22 protein-coding genes and 2 tRNA genes are annotated in these 20,255 nt (G+C 59.1%); 1 reads left to right on the plus strand and 23 read right to left on the minus strand.

Annotated elements, in window-relative coordinates; genetic code table 11:
- The 13 genes from ETQ85_RS09470 to ETQ85_RS09530 all read right to left on the minus strand — a co-directional run.
- On the minus strand, positions 1-815 hold an 815-nt coding region (locus ETQ85_RS09470), incomplete at its 3' end, for an efflux RND transporter permease subunit (protein WP_148578815.1).
- Positions 816-827: 12 nt separating this feature from the next.
- Positions 828-2,396, minus strand: coding sequence for an efflux RND transporter periplasmic adaptor subunit (locus tag ETQ85_RS09475; RefSeq protein WP_187394658.1), 1,569 nt, complete (start codon positions 2,394-2,396; stop codon positions 828-830).
- The gene (locus ETQ85_RS09480) at positions 2,393-3,637 is read right to left on the minus strand and encodes a TolC family protein (RefSeq protein WP_148578817.1); all 1,245 of its coding nucleotides are present in this window, start codon (positions 3,635-3,637) and stop codon (positions 2,393-2,395) included. Before ETQ85_RS09480 ends, ETQ85_RS09475 begins: the two co-directional genes overlap by 4 nt.
- 98 nt (positions 3,638-3,735) lie before the next feature.
- The gene (locus ETQ85_RS09485) at positions 3,736-4,128 is read right to left on the minus strand and encodes a hypothetical protein (RefSeq protein WP_148578818.1); all 393 of its coding nucleotides are present in this window, start codon (positions 4,126-4,128) and stop codon (positions 3,736-3,738) included.
- Positions 4,129-4,371: 243 nt separating this feature from the next.
- Positions 4,372-6,276 carry a SurA N-terminal domain-containing protein gene (locus tag ETQ85_RS09490; RefSeq protein ID WP_148578819.1) on the minus strand — a complete coding sequence of 635 codons (1,905 nt, stop codon included), beginning with the start codon at positions 6,274-6,276 and terminating at the stop codon, positions 4,372-4,374.
- A 337-nt stretch (positions 6,277-6,613) separates the two neighbouring features.
- Positions 6,614-6,690: transfer RNA gene (locus tag ETQ85_RS09495), tRNA-Asp, on the minus strand.
- A gap of 24 nt (positions 6,691-6,714) precedes the next feature.
- Positions 6,715-6,790 (minus strand) — tRNA-Val (locus ETQ85_RS09500).
- 33 nt (positions 6,791-6,823) lie between these two features.
- Positions 6,824-7,096 carry an HU family DNA-binding protein gene (locus ETQ85_RS09505; RefSeq protein ID WP_148578820.1) on the minus strand — a complete coding sequence of 91 codons (273 nt, stop codon included), beginning with the start codon at positions 7,094-7,096 and terminating at the stop codon, positions 6,824-6,826.
- Between the two features lie 275 nt (positions 7,097-7,371).
- The gene (gene rpsT / locus ETQ85_RS09510; protein ID WP_148578821.1) at positions 7,372-7,647 is read right to left on the minus strand and encodes a 30S ribosomal protein S20; all 276 of its coding nucleotides are present in this window, start codon (positions 7,645-7,647) and stop codon (positions 7,372-7,374) included.
- A gap of 265 nt (positions 7,648-7,912) precedes the next feature.
- Positions 7,913-9,097 carry an acetyl-CoA C-acyltransferase family protein gene (locus ETQ85_RS09515; RefSeq protein ID WP_148578822.1) on the minus strand — a complete coding sequence of 395 codons (1,185 nt, stop codon included), beginning with the start codon at positions 9,095-9,097 and terminating at the stop codon, positions 7,913-7,915.
- Between the two features lie 27 nt (positions 9,098-9,124).
- Positions 9,125-10,054, minus strand: coding sequence for a CobD/CbiB family protein (locus ETQ85_RS09520; RefSeq protein ID WP_148578823.1), 930 nt, complete (start codon positions 10,052-10,054; stop codon positions 9,125-9,127).
- Between the two features lie 92 nt (positions 10,055-10,146).
- On the minus strand, positions 10,147-10,755 hold the full coding sequence (locus tag ETQ85_RS09525; RefSeq protein ID WP_407058364.1) for a CoA pyrophosphatase: 609 nt from the start codon (positions 10,753-10,755) through the stop codon (positions 10,147-10,149).
- A gap of 9 nt (positions 10,756-10,764) precedes the next feature.
- Positions 10,765-11,439, minus strand: coding sequence for a retropepsin-like aspartic protease family protein (locus ETQ85_RS09530; RefSeq protein ID WP_246128711.1), 675 nt, complete (start codon positions 11,437-11,439; stop codon positions 10,765-10,767).
- Here ETQ85_RS09530 and ETQ85_RS09535 point away from each other — a divergent pair.
- On the plus strand, positions 11,420-12,130 hold the full coding sequence (locus ETQ85_RS09535; RefSeq protein WP_148578824.1) for a type 1 glutamine amidotransferase: 711 nt from the start codon (positions 11,420-11,422) through the stop codon (positions 12,128-12,130). The genes ETQ85_RS09530 and ETQ85_RS09535 overlap by 20 nt on opposite strands.
- Before the next feature lie 57 nt (positions 12,131-12,187).
- On the opposite strand, the gene ETQ85_RS09540 is transcribed toward ETQ85_RS09535, so the two are convergent.
- From ETQ85_RS09540 to ETQ85_RS09585, 10 genes are all read right to left on the minus strand, one after another.
- Positions 12,188-12,379 (minus strand): putative motility protein, encoded by a 192-nt coding sequence (locus ETQ85_RS09540; RefSeq protein WP_148578825.1) that lies wholly within the window; start codon positions 12,377-12,379, stop codon positions 12,188-12,190.
- Positions 12,380-12,382: 3 nt separating this feature from the next.
- Positions 12,383-12,868 (minus strand): YajQ family cyclic di-GMP-binding protein, encoded by a 486-nt coding sequence (locus ETQ85_RS09545; protein WP_148578826.1) that lies wholly within the window; start codon positions 12,866-12,868, stop codon positions 12,383-12,385.
- Positions 12,869-12,882: 14 nt separating this feature from the next.
- Positions 12,883-13,206 carry a pyrimidine/purine nucleoside phosphorylase gene (gene ppnP, locus ETQ85_RS09550; RefSeq protein WP_148578827.1) on the minus strand — a complete coding sequence of 108 codons (324 nt, stop codon included), beginning with the start codon at positions 13,204-13,206 and terminating at the stop codon, positions 12,883-12,885.
- A gap of 20 nt (positions 13,207-13,226) precedes the next feature.
- Positions 13,227-13,460 carry a DUF2788 domain-containing protein gene (locus tag ETQ85_RS09555; protein ID WP_148578828.1) on the minus strand — a complete coding sequence of 78 codons (234 nt, stop codon included), beginning with the start codon at positions 13,458-13,460 and terminating at the stop codon, positions 13,227-13,229.
- Positions 13,461-13,469: 9 nt separating this feature from the next.
- Positions 13,470-14,699, minus strand: a complete 1,230-nt coding sequence (locus tag ETQ85_RS09560) for an argininosuccinate synthase (RefSeq protein ID WP_148578829.1) — start codon at positions 14,697-14,699, stop codon at positions 13,470-13,472.
- A 48-nt stretch (positions 14,700-14,747) separates the two neighbouring features.
- Complete coding sequence (gene argF / locus ETQ85_RS09565; protein ID WP_148578830.1) at positions 14,748-15,680, minus strand: ornithine carbamoyltransferase; 933 nt, start codon at positions 15,678-15,680, stop codon at positions 14,748-14,750.
- A 15-nt stretch (positions 15,681-15,695) separates the two neighbouring features.
- Positions 15,696-16,871 (minus strand): aspartate aminotransferase family protein, encoded by a 1,176-nt coding sequence (locus tag ETQ85_RS09570; protein WP_148578831.1) that lies wholly within the window; start codon positions 16,869-16,871, stop codon positions 15,696-15,698.
- Positions 16,872-17,026: 155 nt separating this feature from the next.
- The gene (locus tag ETQ85_RS09575; protein WP_148578832.1) at positions 17,027-17,725 is read right to left on the minus strand and encodes a hypothetical protein; all 699 of its coding nucleotides are present in this window, start codon (positions 17,723-17,725) and stop codon (positions 17,027-17,029) included.
- Positions 17,726-17,856: 131 nt separating this feature from the next.
- Complete coding sequence (locus tag ETQ85_RS09580) at positions 17,857-19,173, minus strand: putative O-glycosylation ligase, exosortase A system-associated (RefSeq protein ID WP_148578833.1); 1,317 nt, start codon at positions 19,171-19,173, stop codon at positions 17,857-17,859.
- Between the two features lie 63 nt (positions 19,174-19,236).
- Complete coding sequence (locus ETQ85_RS09585) at positions 19,237-20,241, minus strand: polysaccharide deacetylase family protein (protein WP_148578834.1); 1,005 nt, start codon at positions 20,239-20,241, stop codon at positions 19,237-19,239.
- Positions 20,242-20,255 lie beyond the last annotated feature (14 nt).

Here is a 20,255-nt window from a genome sequence, read left to right on the forward strand (position 1 = left end):
CCACGCTTTGGCGCAGCCCCGATGCCGACTTCGGCGACGTGACGGATCAAGACCGGCTGCCCATCGCGGACGGTAATGACCGTTTCCGCAATATCGTCCAGCACGACAATCCGGCCCTGGCCCTGGATCAGGTACTCCTGGCCCGCCTCCACGTAGAAGCCGGCTGAGGCGTTCTGGTTGGACTCGCGTAGCGCCAGTACCACTTCGTCGAGCGTCAGCTTGTAGGCGGCCAGACGTTCGGGCTTCACCGTCACCTGGAACTGCTGGGTGTCACCACCGATAGGCAGCACTTCAGCGACCCCAGGGACGGCCAGAATCCGCCGCTTGAGCACCTGCTCTGCGACGTTCTTCAGGACCAGACCATTGTGTTTGTCGGAGACCAATGCAATGAAAAGGATCTCCCCCATGATCGATGCGGCAGGCGTCATCGCCGGCGCTGGGATATCCGGCGGCAAGGTGGCACGGGCCAGTTGCAGGCGTTCGGCCACCACCTGGCGGGCCCGGTAGAGGTCGGTGCCCCACTCGAACTCCACGGTCACCACCGACAGGCCGATCTTGGTGGCCGAGCGTACCCGACGCACACCGGGGGCACCGTTGAGTGCGGTTTCGATGGGAAAGGTGACCAGGTTCTCCACGTCCGTCGGCGCCATGCCGTGCGCCTCGGTGACGACCGTTACCGCCGGTGCGGTGAGATCCGGAAAAACGTCCACCGGTGTGCGGGCAGCCTGCCAGCCCCCCCAGGCCAGCAGCAATACGCCGGCCAGTACGACAAAAAGCTTGTTGCGGAGCGACCACGCAATGATGTGTCCGATCATGATCGTGCCCTGTCAGTGCGCATGGCCGTGGCCGATTTCACCAGTCTTGGTGGCGGCAAGCTTGACCAGATAGGCGCCTCGCGACACCACCCGTTGGCCGGGCTCAAGGCCTTCGACGATTTCCACCCAGTCACCTTCGCGGGTGCCCACCCGTACCGGGCGACGCTCGAAGGATTCTCCGCCGGTCATTACAAACACATGGGGGACGCCACTCTCGTCGATCACCGCCGAGCCCGGAACAGCGATCACTTCGCGGGCTGCGCCGGAGTAGACCTCCGCTTTCACCGCCATGCCGACACGCAAGCGTTCATCTGGCAGGGGGAACTCGAAAAGGACCGGCACCGTGCGGGTCGCCGTATCGATGGCCCCACCCGTGGCGATCAGGCGGCCATTCCTGCCCGGCACGATGTCGAAACTCTTCTCGATGCCTTCCACCCGGAAGCTGGCACCACTCGGCGCAGCGAGCCGGGCCGATTCCGACTCGGAAACCCGCAGTTCCAGCCACAGCATGCGGCGATCAACGATGTGAAAAAGCAAGCTGCCTTCCTGAGCAAAGGCGCCCGGCGACACACGTACATCGGCAATGATCCCGGAAGCCGGAGCACGCAGGGGTACCCCGCCGGCGCTCCCTCCGTACTGGCCAAGGCGCCCTTGTGCGGCGTCGAGCTCGGCCCGTGCCGACGCTTCAGCGGCGCGGGCGGTGAGAACGCGCTTCTCGGGCACAGCCTCATCCTTGAAGAGCTCTTCCATGCGGGCACGTTCACGTGCGCTCAGATCAAGCGCCACCCCGGCCTTGCGGGCATTGGCCTGGAGCGATGCCAGATCAGTGTCGCCGCCCAGGCGCGGTGAAAGGTAGGCGAGGATGTCACCCTTCTTCACGACCTGTCCAAGGTGCGGAAAAGTGCCGGAAGGCTGCACCTGGCCGGACATCGGCGCCGTCAGCAGGGCTTCGCCATCCGGTCGGGCACGCAGCGTGCCGGTGGCGGCGATCGCGGGACGGATCGCATGCCGGATCACTTCGGTCGTGGCGAAATCCACTTTCCACTGCTGTTCCTTGGTGAAACCGATGCCGCCCTCATCGTGCTCCGCGGCAAGCGCATCGGCGCTCTTCCGGTCAGGGTAGATCGTGACGGGGCCGAGGCGATGGCGAACGGTGAAGTCTGCGGTGACCACCTCAATGTCGAGTTCTCGCTGTCCGGCAAGCCTGGGCTCGGCTTCCGGCCTGAAGATGCCCGGCTGGGTTGGCGCGCGGGTGGAAAAGACTTCATCCGGCTGGCCACCACCGGAGAGAATCACGCTCACTGTGCCCGTGGCCAGGGCCTTGAAGTCGGCCAGTTGGGTCAGGTGGGCAGCGAAGGCCGACTTCTCGCCGACAACGAGGCGGGGAAACTCCACGAACAACTCGGTCTTGTCGGTGAAGTGGGTGATCTTCTCGCCGCCAGGGCCGTGGTCATGCCCATGCCCGGCTGCCGGTGAATGGCGGCCGTCGGCGGCATGTTCGTGGCCATGGTCGCTGCAGGCTGACAGGCTCAGGACGGCAAAGGTCGATACCAGCAAAGTGGCTATCAGGGTCTTGTTCATTCGGTGACACTCCCGGTCAACAGGTCGTATTCGATGCGGGCCTGGCGGGCTTTCCATTCCAGATCGAGGGCGGTGATTTCGGCATCCAGGGCGCCGCGATAGGCGTCGAGAAGTTCCAGCAGGGTGGACTCACCGCCCTGGTAGGCGGCCTCGGCGATGCGCAGCAGCTCTGCCGAGCCAGCGACGGCACGCGTGCGGTAATCAGCCACGGCGGTGCTCAGACGCTCGACCTGGCGGTGCAGGCCACGCAGATCGCCTTCCGCGCGGGCACGAATCAAGGCGTATTCCGAGCGAGCGCTGAGTGCATCGGCTATCGCCCTGCGCGCACCGGCCTGCTGGCGATCGAAGACCGGCAGGGGAATAGAGAGGGTGACGACGGTCGACGTGTCCCGGCCGACGCCGTTATCCGTGTACTTGGGGCCGACGCCAACGGTGATATCCGGCACCCAGCCACGGGAGGCAGCCCGGCCGTCGAGATCGGCCGCTTCGGCACGCCGGGCAAGGGCCTGCAGATCCGGCCTCCGTTCAAGTCCCCCCAGAGCCTGGTCAAGGGCAGGTAAGCCTGCCGGAGGCAGCACGCCGCTGACGGGTGCGAGAGGCACGCCGGGCATGCCGATCAGGGCAGCCAGACGTTCGTGTGCCCGTTCGAGATCGGCCTGCTCGACACTGAGACGCGCCTGGGCGGTCTGGCGCTCGCGGGCAAGACGACGGCGGTCATAGCCGGAGGCTTCGCCACTACGGGCCAGCTTGTCGACGATGCCCTCGACGCGCGCGAAACGCCGGGTCCAGGCCTCGGTCGAACTGATGGTCTCCTGCTTGAGGAGCACTTCGTGGAAGCGGTAACGGATTTCGGCGGCAATCTCCTTGCGACGCTGGGCGTTACCGACGCTGGCCACATCCACACGCACACCGGCGGCTTCCCGGCGCAGTCCGCGACGCCCGGACACATCGAAGGTTTGGGCAATCAGCCAGGTCTGCTCGGTGGCATCGGCGCCACGCCGACCGCCATCACGGCTGTAGCCCAGCGTGGGATTGGGCGGAAGGCCGGCGGCCAGGGCATCCGCCTCGGCCACCTCAACGCTTCCACGTTCAAGGCTGGAGAGATCGCTCCGTGCAAGGCCAAGGCGAACGGCATCAGCCTCGGTCAGCGAGCGATATTGGGGTGCAGATTGGGGCGTATTGGTCTGTGCCCACGCAGCCAGCGGCAGCGCGAGCGAAACCATGCATAGCAGGTGTCGCATCGGATTCCTCGTGACGAAATGACAGGGTCGAGGTCACCGGCAGGCGATGAAAGGCGACGGCTGCGCGAAGCAGCCTGGAGAAAACGGGCCTGCCGGTTCTACAGCAGAACCGATGGAGGCCAGTCGAACAGCGGGGGGATGTGAGACGTAAAGGCGGCAGGTGGCCGGACAGGGCGAACACCGGGCGGAGGGTCGCCGAGATTCAGATCGGGATTGATGATCAGCGTGCTGAACAGGGGGTGATAGTGCCCGCCGTCATGATGTCCGTCCTCACCATGATCACCGTGATCAGGGATCTGGTTCAGCCCGAACAGCCCGTCATGATCGCTGTCAGGATCGGATTCGTGCTGGTGATCATGATCCGTGTCATGAACGTGAAAGCCCAGGGCCACCACATCCTCCCCCCAGTGACCGTCGACGCTCTCGGCCGCCGCCCAGGCAAACTGGAGCGGAACGAGCAGCATGAGGAGGATGGCTAGGATGCGGTGCATGGGCGGATTCTACTGCATGAATCCGCTCATCTGCCAAGCAGGCCTGATGGAGCGCTGCAGGTAAACATGCCTGGCCACTGCCACCTCAGGGACCCTCATCGAGAGAAGGAGAAAAATACAGCGCCCACGCCACCAAAATTCACGTTGGATCCGCATCCGTCAGCAACCCGTACTACGTGACGGGGGCCTCTTGGGCTGCTACCCGCCTTGCCAACGCTAGGGCTGACCACACCAGGTTGCCGCTTATTTGTCTTTCGGCACTTCCAGAGCAGCAGCGTTCACCTTGACCTCGTAGCGCTTGCGCAAGGAAGCAACGTAAGCCCCAAAGTCCTGCTCGGCCAGCACCCGGGCGTACTGCTGCTTGATCGCCTTGAAACGGGGGTCCGCTTCATTGACCGCCGGACGGCTAACCTTCTCGATACGGAAAATCACGAAGCCCGCACCTGGAATCTGAACACCGGTATACGCTGGCAGCTTGGCACTGGGCGCACGAAAGACGGCACGACCCACTTCTGCCGGCAGTCCCCGGTCGGCGCGCTGCATGACCTGGGAGGCACTCCAGCTCAGCTCAAGCGCATCACCCTTGTTGAGCCCTGCCAGTTTGGCCTGACCATCCTTCTCTGCCAGCTTGACGGCTTCCGCAGTCGTCAAAGACTTTTCGATATCCGCCTTCACCTCGTCAAACGGACGAATTGCCGCCGGCTTGAACTCGACCACCCGCGCAGACACCAGCAAGCCTTTGCCAACCTCAACCGCGTCGGTATTGCGCTTGTTCTTGACTGCATCATCAGAGAACAGGGCCGCAATGAGCTTCTCGTTGTTGAGAGGCTGCTGAACCTTGCCCTCACGTCCGATCCATTCGGAAGTCTGCGTCTGCAGCTTGAACTTGTCGGCCGCCGGCTTCAGGCTATCTGCCTGCTCATAAACCGTATTGGTGAAACCTTCTACCAGCTCGGCAAATTTCTTCGCGGACTCTGTGCGCTTGAGTTCCGCAGCAATTTCCGCCTTAACCTCATCGAACGGACGAACCTTCTCGCCCTTCACGCCGGTCAGACGGATGATATGGAAGCCGAAATCAGACTGCACGACGTCGGAAATCTCCCCCTCCTTGGCCAAGCTGAATGCGCTGTCTTCAAACGGCTTGACCATCGCGCCACGGGCAAAGAAACCGAGATCCCCCCCCTTTTCGGCCGAGCCGGGATCCTGAGAGTTTTCCTTGGCCAGCTTTGCGAAATCAGCCGGATTGGCCTTGACTTGTTTCAGCAGGCCGTCGATTTTCTCACGGGCCGCTTTGAGCACTGTTTCAGAAGCCCCCTTGTCAGCCTGAATCAGGATATGGCTTGCGCGGCGCTCCTCGCCCTGGCGGAACCGTTTCGGGTGAGCATCGTATTCCTTGCGGATATCCGCATCACTCACGACCAGTTGAGATGCCACACCTTCCTGACTGAGAACAATGTATTCGGCGCGCAACTGAGCAGGCAACTCGAACCGCTTGCGATTCGCTTCGTAGAATGCCTTGGCAGCACCATCGGTGAGCTTAACTGCCGACGCATATTGTGGAGCGGCGAGACGAACTTCGCTGACTGTCCGCTCCTCCAGTTGCACCGCATAGACACGCTCCGCCGACGTCCCGGAAACCATGACGCCTTCAGCGACAGCCCCGAGAACTTGCTGCAAGGCCAGATCCTTCCTCAGACGACTCTCGAATACAGCCTGGCTCATCCCCTGAGCGGTGAGAGCCGCTTCATAACGGGGCAAGGAAAACTGACCGTTTTCCTGGAAAGCCTGAATACCGGCGATCGTCTCCCGGACACGCTGATCGGATACGCTGAGTCGCATCTTGCTGGCGTCCAGGGCAAGCAAGCGCTGATTCACCAGATTGTCGAGCACCGCCTTGCGCGCCTCGGGAGTATTCATCATGGCCGGATTGAAATTGGCCCCCATGGCTGCCCGCATGCGCTCCTGCTGCTCCTGCAAGGCTTGCTGAAACTCTGCCGCCTTGATGGGAGTCCCCCCGACGGAAGCCAGATCGCCCTCTCCTCCGGCGTTCTTGACATAGGAGTCAACGCCCCAGAATGCAAAAGGAAGCGTGATCAGAAGCAGGAAAACCTGGACGATTTTCTTGTTGTTGCGTACGGCGTCGAACATGCTGAATCCTCAGTTGCTACTAACGGCAAGTGATCTTCGGGTTGAAAAACGCAAAGAGGCGAACTCTCGTTCGCCTCTGACAACTAGCTGGCGGCATCACGACACAATACCCTGCGAGAAATGCAGGGGCGATTTCATGTGTGCTGATTCTTTGCGTGGGGCTGACTTTCATGCATCACATTGCAGAGATTTTTTGAGTCTACATGCAGGAAGAGCATGGGACAAGCCCCGACTGGCCAAGCCGACCCGAATCAGCCGAAGGCGGGAGAAAAACAAAAAAGGCCACTTTCGTGGCCTTTTCCAACACTGATGAGCCATGCTCAAAAGCAGCTTTTTTTGGCGGAGTGGACGGGACTCGAACCCGCGACCCCCGGCGTGACAGGCCGGTATTCTAACCAACTGAACTACCACTCCAGACTGTTTTTTAGCTGATCAAGCTGGTGGGTGCTGACGGGGTCGAACCGCCGACATTCGCCTTGTAAGGGCGACGCTCTACCAACTGAGCTAAGCACCCACTTTAATGCCGAAGATCAAGCAAAACAGGCAATCAGTTTAGCGCATCTTTCAATGCTTTGCCAGGCCTAAATTTTGGAATTTTCGCAGAGTCTATCTTGATAGCCGCTCCGGTTCGCGGATTGCGACCACTTCGAGCTGCGCGCTTACCAACGTGAAAAGTACCGAACCCAACCAGAGTCACACTTCCACCCTGCTTAAGCTCAAGCTTGACTGCGGCTACGGCAGCATCCAACGCCCGACCTGCAGCGGCTTTCGAGATGTCAGCCTCAGCAGCAATTTGATCGACCAATTCGGATTTATTCATACCAGCCCCCTCTTTATGGAAATCAACCAACAGGAAACCCCGATATCAAATGCTGACGCCACATTCAGTCAAGCCAAGAGAAAATAACTTATTGGTTATATAACGCGCTAAAAATAGGGATGTCAAGGGAGGGAACTGCCGCCCTAGCACCCCTTGCGCTCGATCAATCACGAAGACGGGGCGGGGTTGACGTAAAAAGGGGCCGCATGGCGACCCCTTTTCAGATTTTTGCTACCTACCTCACCGCAAAGGAGAAGAGGCTGGAAAGCTCAAAATCAGGCAGCCACGGCGCCCATCGCCTTGATGGCGGAGGACAGACGGCTCTTGTGGCGTGCAGCCTTGTTCTTGTGAATGATTTTCTTGTCAGCGATGCTGTCGATCGTGCGCTGGGAAGCGACGAAAACTTGCTGAGCGACTTGTTTGTCGCCGCCATCAACCGCTTTACGAACAGCCTTGATGGCAGTACGCAGGCGCGAACGCAGACTCATGTTAAGGGCGCGAGCCTTGACAGCTTGGCGGGCGCGCTTACGGGCTTGTGCCGAATTGGCCATCTTTTAGTAATCCTGAAAGGAATGCAATGAAGCCAAGGATTTTATGGGAAATCCCATTCCCTTGGCAAGTGTTTTATTGACTTTATTGCAGCTTTTGGGCGATACCGAAATAGGACCGGTCAGATAGCCTGCTACCCACCTACGCCCAGCGGCTGTTGCGCCACCGACGCGTTTAACTCCCGCCCGGCAGGAGCCCCCCCATATTGGCCGCACCCAAAGAAAAAGCCCCGCCAACTGGCAGGGCTTCGATCCAGCAAAGACCGATTTAGATGCGCTCGAAAATGGTTGCGATACCCTGACCACCACCGATACACATCGTCACCAGCGCGTAACGGCCGCCAGTACGGTGCAATTCATAAATGGCCTTGGTGGCGATGAAGGCGCCGGAACAACCGACCGGGTGGCCAAGAGCAATGGCGCCGCCGTTCGGGTTGGTCTTGAGCGGATCCAGGCCCAGCACGCGGGAGACGGACAGAGCCTGAGCCGCGAAGGCCTCGTTGGACTCGATGACATCCATTTGATCCAGCGTCAGACCAGCCTTCTTGAGCGCCAGGCGGGAAGCCGGGATCGGACCTTCACCCATGATGTCGTTGGGCACACCGGCAACTGCATAGGACACCAGGCGAGCCATCGGCTTGTAGCCGGCGTTCACTGCGGTTGTGCCATCAGCGAGCACGAAGAAAGCCGCACCGTCATTGATGCCGGAAGCGTTACCCGCGGTGACGGTACCATCCTTCTTGAAGGCCGGCTTCATCTTGGCGAGGGATTCCATCGTGGTGCCGCGCTTCAGATGCTCGTCGGTATCGAAGACCACGTCACCCTTGCGGGTTTGCTTGACGATGGGAACGATCTGGGACTGGAAGCGACCTTCATCGATAGCGATGGCGGCACGACGCTGGGACTCAACAGCAAAGGCGTCCTGCTCTTCACGGGTGATGCCGTGCTTGGCGGCCAGATTTTCGGCAGTGATGCCCATGTGACCGATACCGAACGGATCGGTCAGCACGGCAACCATGCTGTCGATGGCCTTGGTGTCACCCATACGGGCACCATTGCGCAGCGCGGGCAGCAGATAGGCGGCCTTGGACATGACTTCGACGCCACCGCCGATGCCGTAGTCAGCATCACCCAGAAGGATGTTCTGGGCGGTAGTCACGATACCTTGCAGGCCAGAGGAGCACAGACGGCTCACCTGCATGGCCACGGATTCCATCGGCAGACCAGCCTGGATCGAAGCAACGCGGGAAACATAAGCATAGCGTCCGTCGGTAGGCATACAGTTGCCAACGGTGATGTAGTTGATCAACTGAGGATCCACTCCGGAGCGGGCAACCGACTCCTTCATGACGATGCCGGCGAGCTCGCTGGCATCGAAGTCAGCCAATGCACCGCCAAAGGCACCGATAGCGGAACGTACTGCGCTCAAAACCACTACTTCACGACTAGCCATCTGAATTCCTCCTCTGAATTGCTACGGTTAATTACCAACCCAACCTGCGACACCAAGCAGTGCCAGCAGCAAGAAAACCAGCACCAGCGTACGCCAGACCAGGCCGATAGTGCTTTGCATGAAATCGGCATCCGCATCATCGCCAATGCCCATTTCGGGGCGTTCAACAACTTCACCCGATTCGTGGATCGGCATACCGAGCCGAACCCCCAAGGCCCCGCCACCACTGGAAAGTAGTATACCGGAAGCCTTGTCCTTCCATTGACTCGCCTGAGCGCGCCAGCAATAGATGCCATCTTCGAAGTCGCCAACAATCGAAAAACCGGCGGCCGTCAGACGTACCGGAATCCAGTCGATGATGGCGAAAACCCTTTGGGCAAAATCACCGAAGTCTCCAAAATCTGCGGCTCCCTGGCGACGCCCCCACTCTTCATCAAAAAAGCGTGACAAACGGTAAAAGACCGCGCCACTTGGACCCGGAAAAAGTATGAACCAGAAAGCGACGCCAAATACATTGCGATGGGCAGAAAGCAGTGCTTCCTCAATCGCCAGGCGCGCGACCTCACTGGAGCCGGAGTCGTCATGGGAGCGACCGCGCCATTCACTGATCAGCTGGCGCGCACGGGGCAACTCGCCCATCCGGAGAGCCAGTTGTATATCGGTGAAAAAATGGCTGACCTGGCGAAAACCCATCGTCAGATAGAGGACGAGCACGTTAAACACCAAGGCAAGAGCCGGGTGCACGTGCCAGAGAATGAAGTAGATCAGCGCAGAGGCGAAACAGGCGGTGAGAATCGCGACCCACCAGGCGACGGCGCCATGACGAGCTTCGCCGTCATTGAAGCGATCTTCGAGAAAACGGGAAAAAGCCTTCAGCGGCGCCTGAACAAAACGCTCTACGGGTAGTGGGCGAAGTTGCTCGATGAGCAGTGCGACTATCAGCGAAAACAGGGTCATGCGGCGGGGGGCCTTGGAGAGCCCTCATGGTTCAGGCCTATCGGGGATGTCTCAAGATACCACCAAACGGACACAATACAAACGCTGTTCACTCAGCGCGACACGAATCGCTGAAGGCTGACGATCATCCCGGCTGTTGCACCCCAGATGAAGTGATCGCCATAGGGCATCGCATAGTACTGACGGAGTTGCCCTCGTACTTCAATCGTATGGGTCTGATGATTGGCCGGATCGAGGAGGAAGGCGAGGGGAACCTCAAAGACTTCAGCGACTTCGAAAGAGTCCGGCACGAGCTCGAAGGGTGGCGTAACGAGACCAATGACCGGAGTGACCTCAAAGCCTGTTCCTGTCCGATACAGGGGAAGGCAGCCGAGCAGTTCGATGTGCCTGCGATGGAGGCTGATCTCCTCTTCCGTCTCCCGCAAGGCCGTATCGATGGGGGAAGTATCCTGCTCCTCGACACGCCCTCCCGGAAAACTGACCTGCCCGGGATGATGATGCAGATGATCCGTACGACGAGTCAGCAATACAGTGGGCTCAGGATCGCGCAGGACGATGGGAAACAATACCGCAGCAGGCGTGAGAGGACCGGATGGCACGCCCTCCTCCACCGGCGACTGGGCCGGAAAGCCTGAGGAAAAGCATGCCCGGAGCCTGTCGATGGCAGTTGAACGAGGCGCTAAAGTGACTGGTTTCATCAATTGTTCTGCTCAATAGCGTTGGTGCAGTTGCAAGGTCATACCGTCACGACGCATTTCCATGCGATTGAGAAAACTCATGCCCAGCAGGGCGAAGGGCATGTCGGAACCATGGACGATGCCCTCAATATTGCGCAGGGTGACATCTCCGACACGCACACTGTCCAGACGCACTTTCCAGGCCCGGACAACGCCGTTGGCAGTCTGCATCATGGCAGGCTCACCTTTCGTGAAATCAATGCCGGCCCTTAATGCATCACCACGCCCGAGAGACACGAAGCTAGCCCCGGTGTCGACGATGAAGCGCATCGGCGCACCGTTGATCATACCGGTCGTGTTGAACTGTCCGCTGCTGTCCGCATGCACACTCACCGTCGGCGCCTTGCCGGAACCAGCGATATTCAGCGCCTGCTGCCCGACAAAAAGCCTGTGACTACGCCCGTCAAAATCGACGGCCGCACTCTCTGCATCCACGGCAAGAATTCGAACGCCTTCCTGCGTTCTGGTTCCCACCGCCACCGTACGAGGGGGTCCTCCGTTGATAACCACCAAAGCCTTGCCCGGAAAAACGCCAGCCAGTGCCACATCTGTGGCTTTGGCCGGGATCGCTAGGCATAGCATCAGCGCCCCGCTACACTGAAGCCAAGGGACAACACGGGACTTCTTCATGAAACCGGTAGCAATCATTCGCCATAGCCTTACTGAGGGTCCAGGTCATTTTGCCACATTCCTCGAACGCCACTCGCAGCCGTGGGAGTTGATCCGTATCGACGCCGGCGATCCGGTCCCCGTCAGGCCGGACCGGTTTTCCGGTCTGGCCCTGATGGGCGGACCCATGAGCGTCAATGATGACCTGCCCTGGATTCCGCCCGTACTCGATCTGATCCGCTGGATGATGGCTTCAAACAGGCCGGTGATTGGTCATTGCCTCGGCGGTCAATTGATGAGCAAGGCACTCGGGGGCGTTGTGACGCAAAACCCGGTGAAGGAGATCGGCTGGCTGGCGGTGTCTGTCGTGGACTCTCCCATGGCCCAGCAGTGGTTTGGCGACACGACGGACTTTGAGAGTTTTCACTGGCATGGCGAGACCTTCTCCATTCCCGAAGGTGCAACGCGACTGCTCGCCAGCCAGGCTTGCAAGAATCAGGCTTTCGCCCTTGGCAAGCATCTCGGCATGCAATGCCACGTGGAAATGACTGCGCAGATGATTCGCGAATGGTGTCTGAGCGGGGCCGGGGAAATCGAGGCCTGTGGCTCCCTCCCCACCGTCCAGCAAGCGGAGCAAATGGAAACCCGCCTGGAAGCGCGTCTCGGTGCGCTCAATGCCGCCGCTGAACGCGTGTACGCCCAATGGATCAAAGGCCTGGTACAAGACTGAAGACAAAAACTAAAGACCAGTCCGAAGACTGGTCTTTAGTTTGAAGCAATGCACCATTTACGCAAATGTATCGACATTTCGCCCAGTGGTTGCCGCTGGATCAACAGCGGCCTGCACCGGCGGCGGTAGCGAGGCGATCAACTGCGCAGCATTGGCCTGCTGCTGATCAAGAGACTTTCGCAGCATCGTGACCGCTACCGGATCCTGCATCTGGACCTGCGAAGTGGATACGACCGACGAGAGATTCATTGCTCAATCCCTGAAATTTCCATACTGCAAAGGATAGTCGGTGATTTCCTTGCGGACCAGGGCGATACAGTCTTGCAGGAGGTCACGCTTGGCACCGCTGACCCGCACGGCTTCGCCCTGAATGCTGGCCTGCACCTTGAGCTTGCTGTCCTTGATGAGCTTGACGATCCTCTTGGACTCATCCTGCTCGATACCAACACGAACCTTGAGCTCTTGCTTGACCTTGTTGCCGCCCACCTTTTGTATGTCGCCATGATCAAGACAACGCACATCGATTTTCTTGGCGGTCATCTCGGGCAGCAGGAGGGCAAGCATCTGCTCGAGCTGGAAGTCGTTGTCGCCAAACAGGGTCAGCAACTTCTCGGCCTGCTCGACGCGCGCATCGGAACCCTTGAAGTCGTAACGACCGGAGATTTTTCGATTGGTGCCATCAACTGCATTGCGCAGCGCAACCATATCGACTTCTGACGTAATGTCGAACGACGGCATGGTCTGGTTCCCTCTCAGGCGAAGTGGCAAACGTAGTGGTAGGCATCGCCCGCCACTTCGATATCGAAACTGGAGTTGCCCGGAACATTGAAGGACTCACCAGCACCGTAAGTTTTCCATTCGGTTTCCCCCTTGAGACGCACACGGCAGCTACCTGCCACGCCTTCCATGATCTCGGGAACACCAGTATTAAAGGTCAACGTCGAGGGCAGGATCACGCCGACAGACTTCTTGACCCCGTCAGCCAGCACGATGGAGTGGCTCACGCACTTGCCGTCGAAGTAGACGTTGGCTTTCTTGACAACCGATACGGCGTCGAATTGAGCGGATTGAGTCATTTTTCAGTTCAAGTCAAAAATTATTCAATACCAAGCAGCTTTTGAATCAGCGACTTGGCGATAAAACCGATGAAGCCCACACCGAGCCCCACAAACATCCATATCGCACCATATTTTCCCGACTTGGACTCCCAAGCGAGATGGCCGATGATGAAAATCATGTAAGCGATCAGTCCCCCAACGCAGACCTTGAGGGAAATATCCTCAAACTCTGCGACAGTCAGCCCGAACAGCAAAGGCGCGGTGGGATCCATGCTTTGCTATCAGCCCCGCTTGGTTTTCGCGTTGGCTGCGATGCGCATGCGCAGCGCGTTCAGGCGAATGAAGCCGTGAGCATCCTTCTGATTGTAAGCGCCCTGGTCATCTTCGAAGGTAGCGATGGTCGGATCGAACAGGGAATCCGTCTTGGAATCGCGAGCGACGACGATCACGTTACCCTTGTAGAGCTTGACGCGAACCCAGCCGTTCACGGTTTGCTGGGTGTTGTCGATCAGCGCCTGCAAGGCCAGACGTTCCGGCGACCACCAGTAACCCGTGTAGATCATGCTGGCGTAACGGGGCATCAGGTCGTCCTTCAAATGGGCGACTTCCCGGTCAAGGGTGATGGACTCGATGGCCCGGTGCGCACGCAACAGGATTGTTCCACCCGGGGTCTCGTAGCAGCCGCGGGACTTCATGCCCACATAGCGGTTTTCGACCAGATCCAGGCGGCCGATGCCGTGCTTGCCGCCCAGCTCGTTCAGCTTGGCCAGCAGTTCGTGCGCCTTCATCCTGGTGCCGTTGATCGAGACGAGATCACCCTTCTCGAACTCCAGGTCCAGATACTCGGCCGCATCCGGTGCGGCTTCGGGCGACACCGTCCAGCGCCACATGGACTCCTCGGCTTCGGCAGCCGGGTTCTCCAGGTGACGACCTTCGAAGGAGATGTGCAGCAGGTTGGCGTCCATCGAATACGGGGAGCCACCCTGCTTGTGCTTCATCTCGATGGGAATGCCGTTCTTTTCGGCATAGGCCAGCAGCTTCTCGCGGGACAGCAGATCCCACTCGCGCCACGGAGCGATGACCTTCACGTTGGGCATCAGCGCGTAGTAGCCGAGCTCGAAACGAACCTGGTCGTTACCCTTGCCGGTCGCACCGTGGGACACCGCTTCTGCCCCGGTAGCACGGGCAATCTCGATCTGGCGCTTGGCAATCAGCGGACGGGCGATGGAGGTGCCGAGCAGGTATTCGCCTTCGTAAACCGTATTGCCGCGGAACATCGGGAAGACGAAATCACGGACAAACTCCTCGCGCAGGTCGTCGATGAAAATGTTTTCCGGCTTGATGCCGAACTGCAGCGCCTTCGCGCGAGCCGGCTCGAGCTCTTCGCCCTGCCCCAGGTCGGCAGTGAAAGTCACCACTTCACATTGATAGGTGTCCTGCAACCATTTGAGGATCACCGATGTATCCAGCCCGCCCGAATAGGCAAGCACAACCTTCTTTACGTCGCTCATGTCCCGCTTCCGCAATTTAGTAAATGAGTCTTGAAACAATCGACTGCTTCAAGCGCAGTCACCCTCGACCTTGCCGATCAAGAGATAATCCATTAGCGCCTTCTGCGCGTGCAGGCGATTTTCCGCCTCGTCCCATACGACTGACTGGGGTCCGTCTATGACTTCCGCAGACACTTCCTCGCCACGATGAGCCGGCAGACAATGCATGAAAACAGCGCCAGGATTGGCGATTTTCATCATGTCCTCGTCCACCTGCCAGTCGGCAAAATCCCGCATCCGCTCTTCGTTCTCGGCCTCGAAGCCCATGCTGGTCCACACATCGGTGGTCACCAGATCGGCGCCGCGGCACGCTTCCATCGGGTCGTCAAAGTGCGCGAAATGACCGGTACCGTAAAGGCCTGCCCTTTCAGGCTCAACCTCGTAACCCGGCGGCGTGGAGACACGCACCTGGAAGTCCAGCACTTCGGCCGCCTGCAGCCAGGTGTTGCAGACGTTGTTCGAATCGCCAACCCAGGCCACGGTCTTGCCCTGAATCGGACCACGATGCTCGATGAAGGTGAAGATGTCAGCGAGGATCTGGCAGGGGTGATATTCGTTGGTCAGGCCATTGATCACCGGCACGCGGGAATACTCCGCGAAGCGCTCGATGATCGACTGCTCGAAGGTGCGGATCATCACGATATCGCTCATTCGCGAAATCACCTGAGCCGCATCTTCCACTGGTTCCCCCCGCCCCAGCTGGGAGTCGCGGGTATTCAAGTAGATGGCCGAGCCGCCGAGTTGCTGCATGCCCGCCTCGAAGGACAGGCGCGTACGCGTGCTGGCCTTCTCGAAGATCATCACCAGCGTTCGGTCGAACAGTGGATGATGGGGCTCGTAGCGCTTGAACTTGTCCTTTATCCAGCGGGTGCGGGCAAAAAGGTAGTCGTACTCGGCGCGCGAAAAATCTTTGAACTGTAGGTAGTGTCTCGGTGCGTTCATGGCACTCGTTCTTCGTTATTGTGCTGCAAGAAATTCCTTGATCAGCGGGGTCAGCCCCTCGACCAGCGTCGCCGCGTCCGCGTCGCTGAAATTCAGCGGAGGCAGAAGCCGGATGACCTTGTCGGCCGTGACGTTGATCAGGTAGCCCGCGTCGAGAGCCCGCGCCACCAGGACGCTGCATGGACGATCCAGCTCGATACCGATCATCAATCCGGCACCACGGATATCCACCACCCCAGCGACGCCCTCAAGGGCTTTTGCAAAACCACTGCAAATGGCCTGGCCAATTGCGGTGGCATTGCCGAGCAAATCATCCTCCTCAATGACAGCCAGTGTAGTCAGGGCTGCGGCACAGGCCAGGGGATTGCCGCCAAAGGTCGAGCCATGATTGCCAGGCTTGAAAACACCAGCGGCTTTTCCGGCAGCCAGGCAGGCGCCGATGGGTACGCCAGAGCCAAGGCCCTTGGCCAGCGACATGACATCCGGCTTCACACCGGCATGCTGGTGACCAAACCACTTGCCGGTACGCGCGATGCCGCATTGCACCTCGTCGAACATCAGGAGCCACTCACGCTCGTCGCACAGCTTGCGCAGCGCCTGCAGGTATTCCTGCTGGGCAATGTGGATGCCGCCTTCACCCTGGACGGGTTCGACGAGAATGGCAACGATGTTCGTCCGGCCAGCCGCAAGTTGCTCAACCGCTGCCAGATCGTCAAAGGGAGCGCGAAGGAAGCCGCCGACCAGAGGCCCGAAGCCAATCTGGACCTTCTTGTTGCCCGTTGCGGAAAGCGTCGCCAGCGTACGGCCGTGAAAGGACTGGTCCATCACGATGATGCACGGCTCGGCAATACCACGCCCGTGACCGTAAAGCCTTGCCAGCTTGATGGCGGCTTCGTTGGCCTCGCAACCGGAATTGCAGAAAAACACTTCATCCATCGCCGAGACCGAGGCAAGCTTGTCCGACAAGGCCTCCTGGTTCGGAATGCCGTAAAGGTTGGAAGTGTGAATGACCCGGGCAGCCTGCTCGGAGATGGCGCGGACCAGGCGGGGATGATTGTGACCGAGCGTCGACACGGCGATTCCGGCCAGGGCGTCGAGATAACGCTTTCCGGACAGATCGTACAACCAGGAGCCTTCACCGTGGCTGAATGCCACCGGGAGCCGACCGTAAGTGTTCATCAAGTGAGACATCGAGCAACCTTGTTTCGTTGTTCGCCCCGCTGGCGCCACCCTCGTACGGCAAGCGCCAGAAAGGCGAAACGGCGACTTTCGCCGCCGTTAGGTACAAAAAACTGTATTCGCATCCTAATCCAAAACCGCCTGCCTGTACAGGCAGGCAAGATGGACTAAAGCGACGGCTTCTCTGCCTTGGGTGGCTCGACTTCCTTGCTCTCACCCTCGTCACTCAGGACGGGCTCCGGATCCTTCCACTTTCCAGCCCGCTTGAGTTTGTCACGCAAGCCGGGAAGGGGGAAGCCCAGCGCATACGCTTTGTGAGCACTCGTCAGCGCTCTGTCGTAATGCCCCGCCGAAAAATAGGCAAGCCCCAGGTTGTAGAAAAAATTGGGACTTTCCAGGGGCAATTCCCGAGCGTCATCAAGCTTCACCAGCGCCAGCTTGCTTTTTCCCTGATTGAGCAGATGTATTCCGTAAATGAGCTTTACCATCGGATCATCCGGCCGGAATGCCTCGGCGCGCATCAGAAAGCATTCCACTGTATATCCGGTGGCTGGCTTGTCCGACTTATCCCTGGCGCCCAATCTGACAATCGACATCAGAGCCCGGTGGTGATTGGGAAAAGCCCGGAGCGTGTAGTTGAGATCGGGACCAGGCCTGACCGACTGCACACCCTTGCGAAGATTCTCGACATCTGAGGTGAAGTGAGCGATCTCGACAATATTCAGCTTGCTCAGATCAGTCCGGTAGTCGTAGGGGCCATAAGCATTACTCAACGGGCCGCACTGAAACGGCAACTCGTCAGCCCAACCCGGACTTGAAAGCATGGCGCCAAAAAGAAAGCCAAGACACAGAATGCGACGACTCATATCGACCTAACCCCAAATTCCGCAATCCAGCGACGCTGGTCGCCATGACGTGAAAAAACTTGATGTATTTTCCCTGAAGGGAAGAATACCGTACTGGCGACTTGATCTCCCAATCCTGCGCGGAGCCACAATCAGGACGGCAAAGTCCGGACCTTGACCGCCACCGCAGGGTCACCGGCCTCCGCCACGCTCCCTGGATCCTGCGCTTCGCTGTTCACGCTTTTTTCCAGCAACCATCGATGGGCAACCACCACGATGACCATAATGTTGTAGGGTAAATCGAAATAGGCCAGGCTGAGGAATGCGCCGCCAACCGCGTAGCCCACAAGCGCCACCTGTGACATTCCGGCAAGATGGAAGAGCCACTCCAGATCCTTGCGGTTACGCGTTTTGGTCCGAATCTTCCCTGCGACCCGAAGGGTATGAACCCAAACGAGAAGGAACAGAATCAAACCGATATAACCATGCTCTCCGAGCACCGAGAAGTAAATACTGTGCGCAACGTGAATATCTGCAGGATTCGGTGCGAAGGCGGCGAAGGTTTCCGGCGTGTAGGCCTCGAACCCGGCACCGGTAATGCGCCTGTTGGCGATATTGAAAGCCAGCCACCAGGCGTTGATGCGCCCCATCGCCGAGCCATCTTCTTCATACTCCTTGATGGTGTGCATCCGCTCTTCCCAAGAGGAAGGCATGAGTGCCAGCAGAAGCATGCCGACCATCACCAGCGTAACGCCCATCACCATCTTCTTGTCGGAGCGTACCCACAGCACGGCCATCATCGCCACAAGCGCCAGCAAGGCTCCGCGAGACTGCGTACCCAGTGCAGCAATGGCGGTCAGAACCATCATGGCGGTGAGGCCGATTTTCACCCATTTATGGGTCACGATGAGACGCAGGTAATTCATGAAGGGAATCGACATGATGAGCGCCACGGCGATCTCGTTATTCCCTTCAATGAATCCGCCTGGTGGCCCCCATACCCGATAACTGCCACCGGTCATGATCGTGAAAATCCCGCCCTTTAGCCCATAGAAGCCGATGGACAGAACGTTAACCCAGATGAAAAGCTCAATGTGCCGACGCTCCTGCAGTGCAGCAAGGGCAACCAGGGTCATCAATTGAATCTTGATGACCTTCTTGAGCTGCATGAAAGACTCATCAGGATAAAAGGACGCCGCCGTGGTGATCGCCATCCATATGACGAAAAGAATCAGCACCGTGACCGGCGTTTCCTTGGGGAGCTTGAGCTTGTCCTTTGTGGCGATCAGCGAAACCAGCGCAGTAACGGCGGCAACCAGCGCAAACGGCGCATCGTTCGCAAAGCCGTAGGCCAGCTTGTGGGGGTTCATGATGCTGACCCAGGTCCACAGGAGGACAGCCACATAGGTGTGCTTGAACGCAAAAGGCAGCGTTCCGAGCAAAATCACAATCAGCAGTAAATCACGCACGACTACCCCCTGCGAAGGCGCAGAGATTCATTAAAAACATATACATCAGCGTCAGCCGGCGACTCACGGGGCAACGCTGCCTGGAAGCAGTTGGCGAGAATGGCCCCTGAAATAATTGTGGGCCAGGCGCAGGGAAAAGCGCCAAAGCGGCTTGTCCCAGGGTGTGAAGCGCGGCAGTTCGAACACCCCCGACTCCGGCCCCACCGACCCGAAGGACGTGGTGAAGGCGGCTTCATAGCCTAGGTCGCGAACAATGTCGGCGTGCCCCGCCTTGTAATCGTTGTCCGGCCGCCCGTTGGGATAGGCAAAGAAACGCGGAGCCTGCCCCAGCAGCTCGCTCAGGCGCGCACGGTCGTCAGCGATCTGCCGACGCGCTTCGGCATCTGGCAATACCGCGAGGATCGGATGGCTGGAAGTATGTCCGCCGACCTCCATGCCCGCATCCCGCAGGCCTCTCAACTGGGCCGTCGACAGCATCAAATCCTTGGGGATGACGACGCCGGTTTCATCCAGGATTCTTGCCAGGGCCTCACTCCGGCCTTCCAGAGAGCGGTACTTGAGCTTGAGGAGGAGCTCCTCGACCAGAACCTGGCGCTCATGGTCTGTCACGACGGATCGCGTCCCCAGATCCAGCCATTCCAGGTCAATTTCATCACCCTTGTAGGCGCGCAGCGCTTCCCGGGCGACGTCGTTCCACATGATTCCACCGTTGAGAAAACCGCTGGCGACGAAGAAAGTCGCCTTGACGCCATGCTTGACGAGAATCGGACAGGCGATGGTGAAGTTGTCGGCATACCCATCGTCGAAGGTAATGGCCAGCGCCCTGGCGGGCAGGCTTCCCTTCTTCCAGCGAGCCAGTGCTTCATCCATGGGAAGCACGTTGAACAGCCGGACGAGCATCCCCACCAGCGCATCGAAGCGCTCTGCGTACATTTCACCGGGTGCCAGCGGGTCCGGCCCGGGCAGTACGCGGTGAAAGATCAGCACGGTGAGGCGTTTGCTGTTGCCGCTGACCAGCGAAGCGATTCCTTCTGTGGCCAGCGACACAGTCCTGTTGAGTGATGCCATCTGTTCCTCTGCGA

Source organism: Zoogloea oleivorans, assembly GCF_008107625.1.
In the GTDB taxonomy this organism is placed as follows: domain Bacteria; phylum Pseudomonadota; class Gammaproteobacteria; order Burkholderiales; family Rhodocyclaceae; genus Zoogloea; species Zoogloea oleivorans.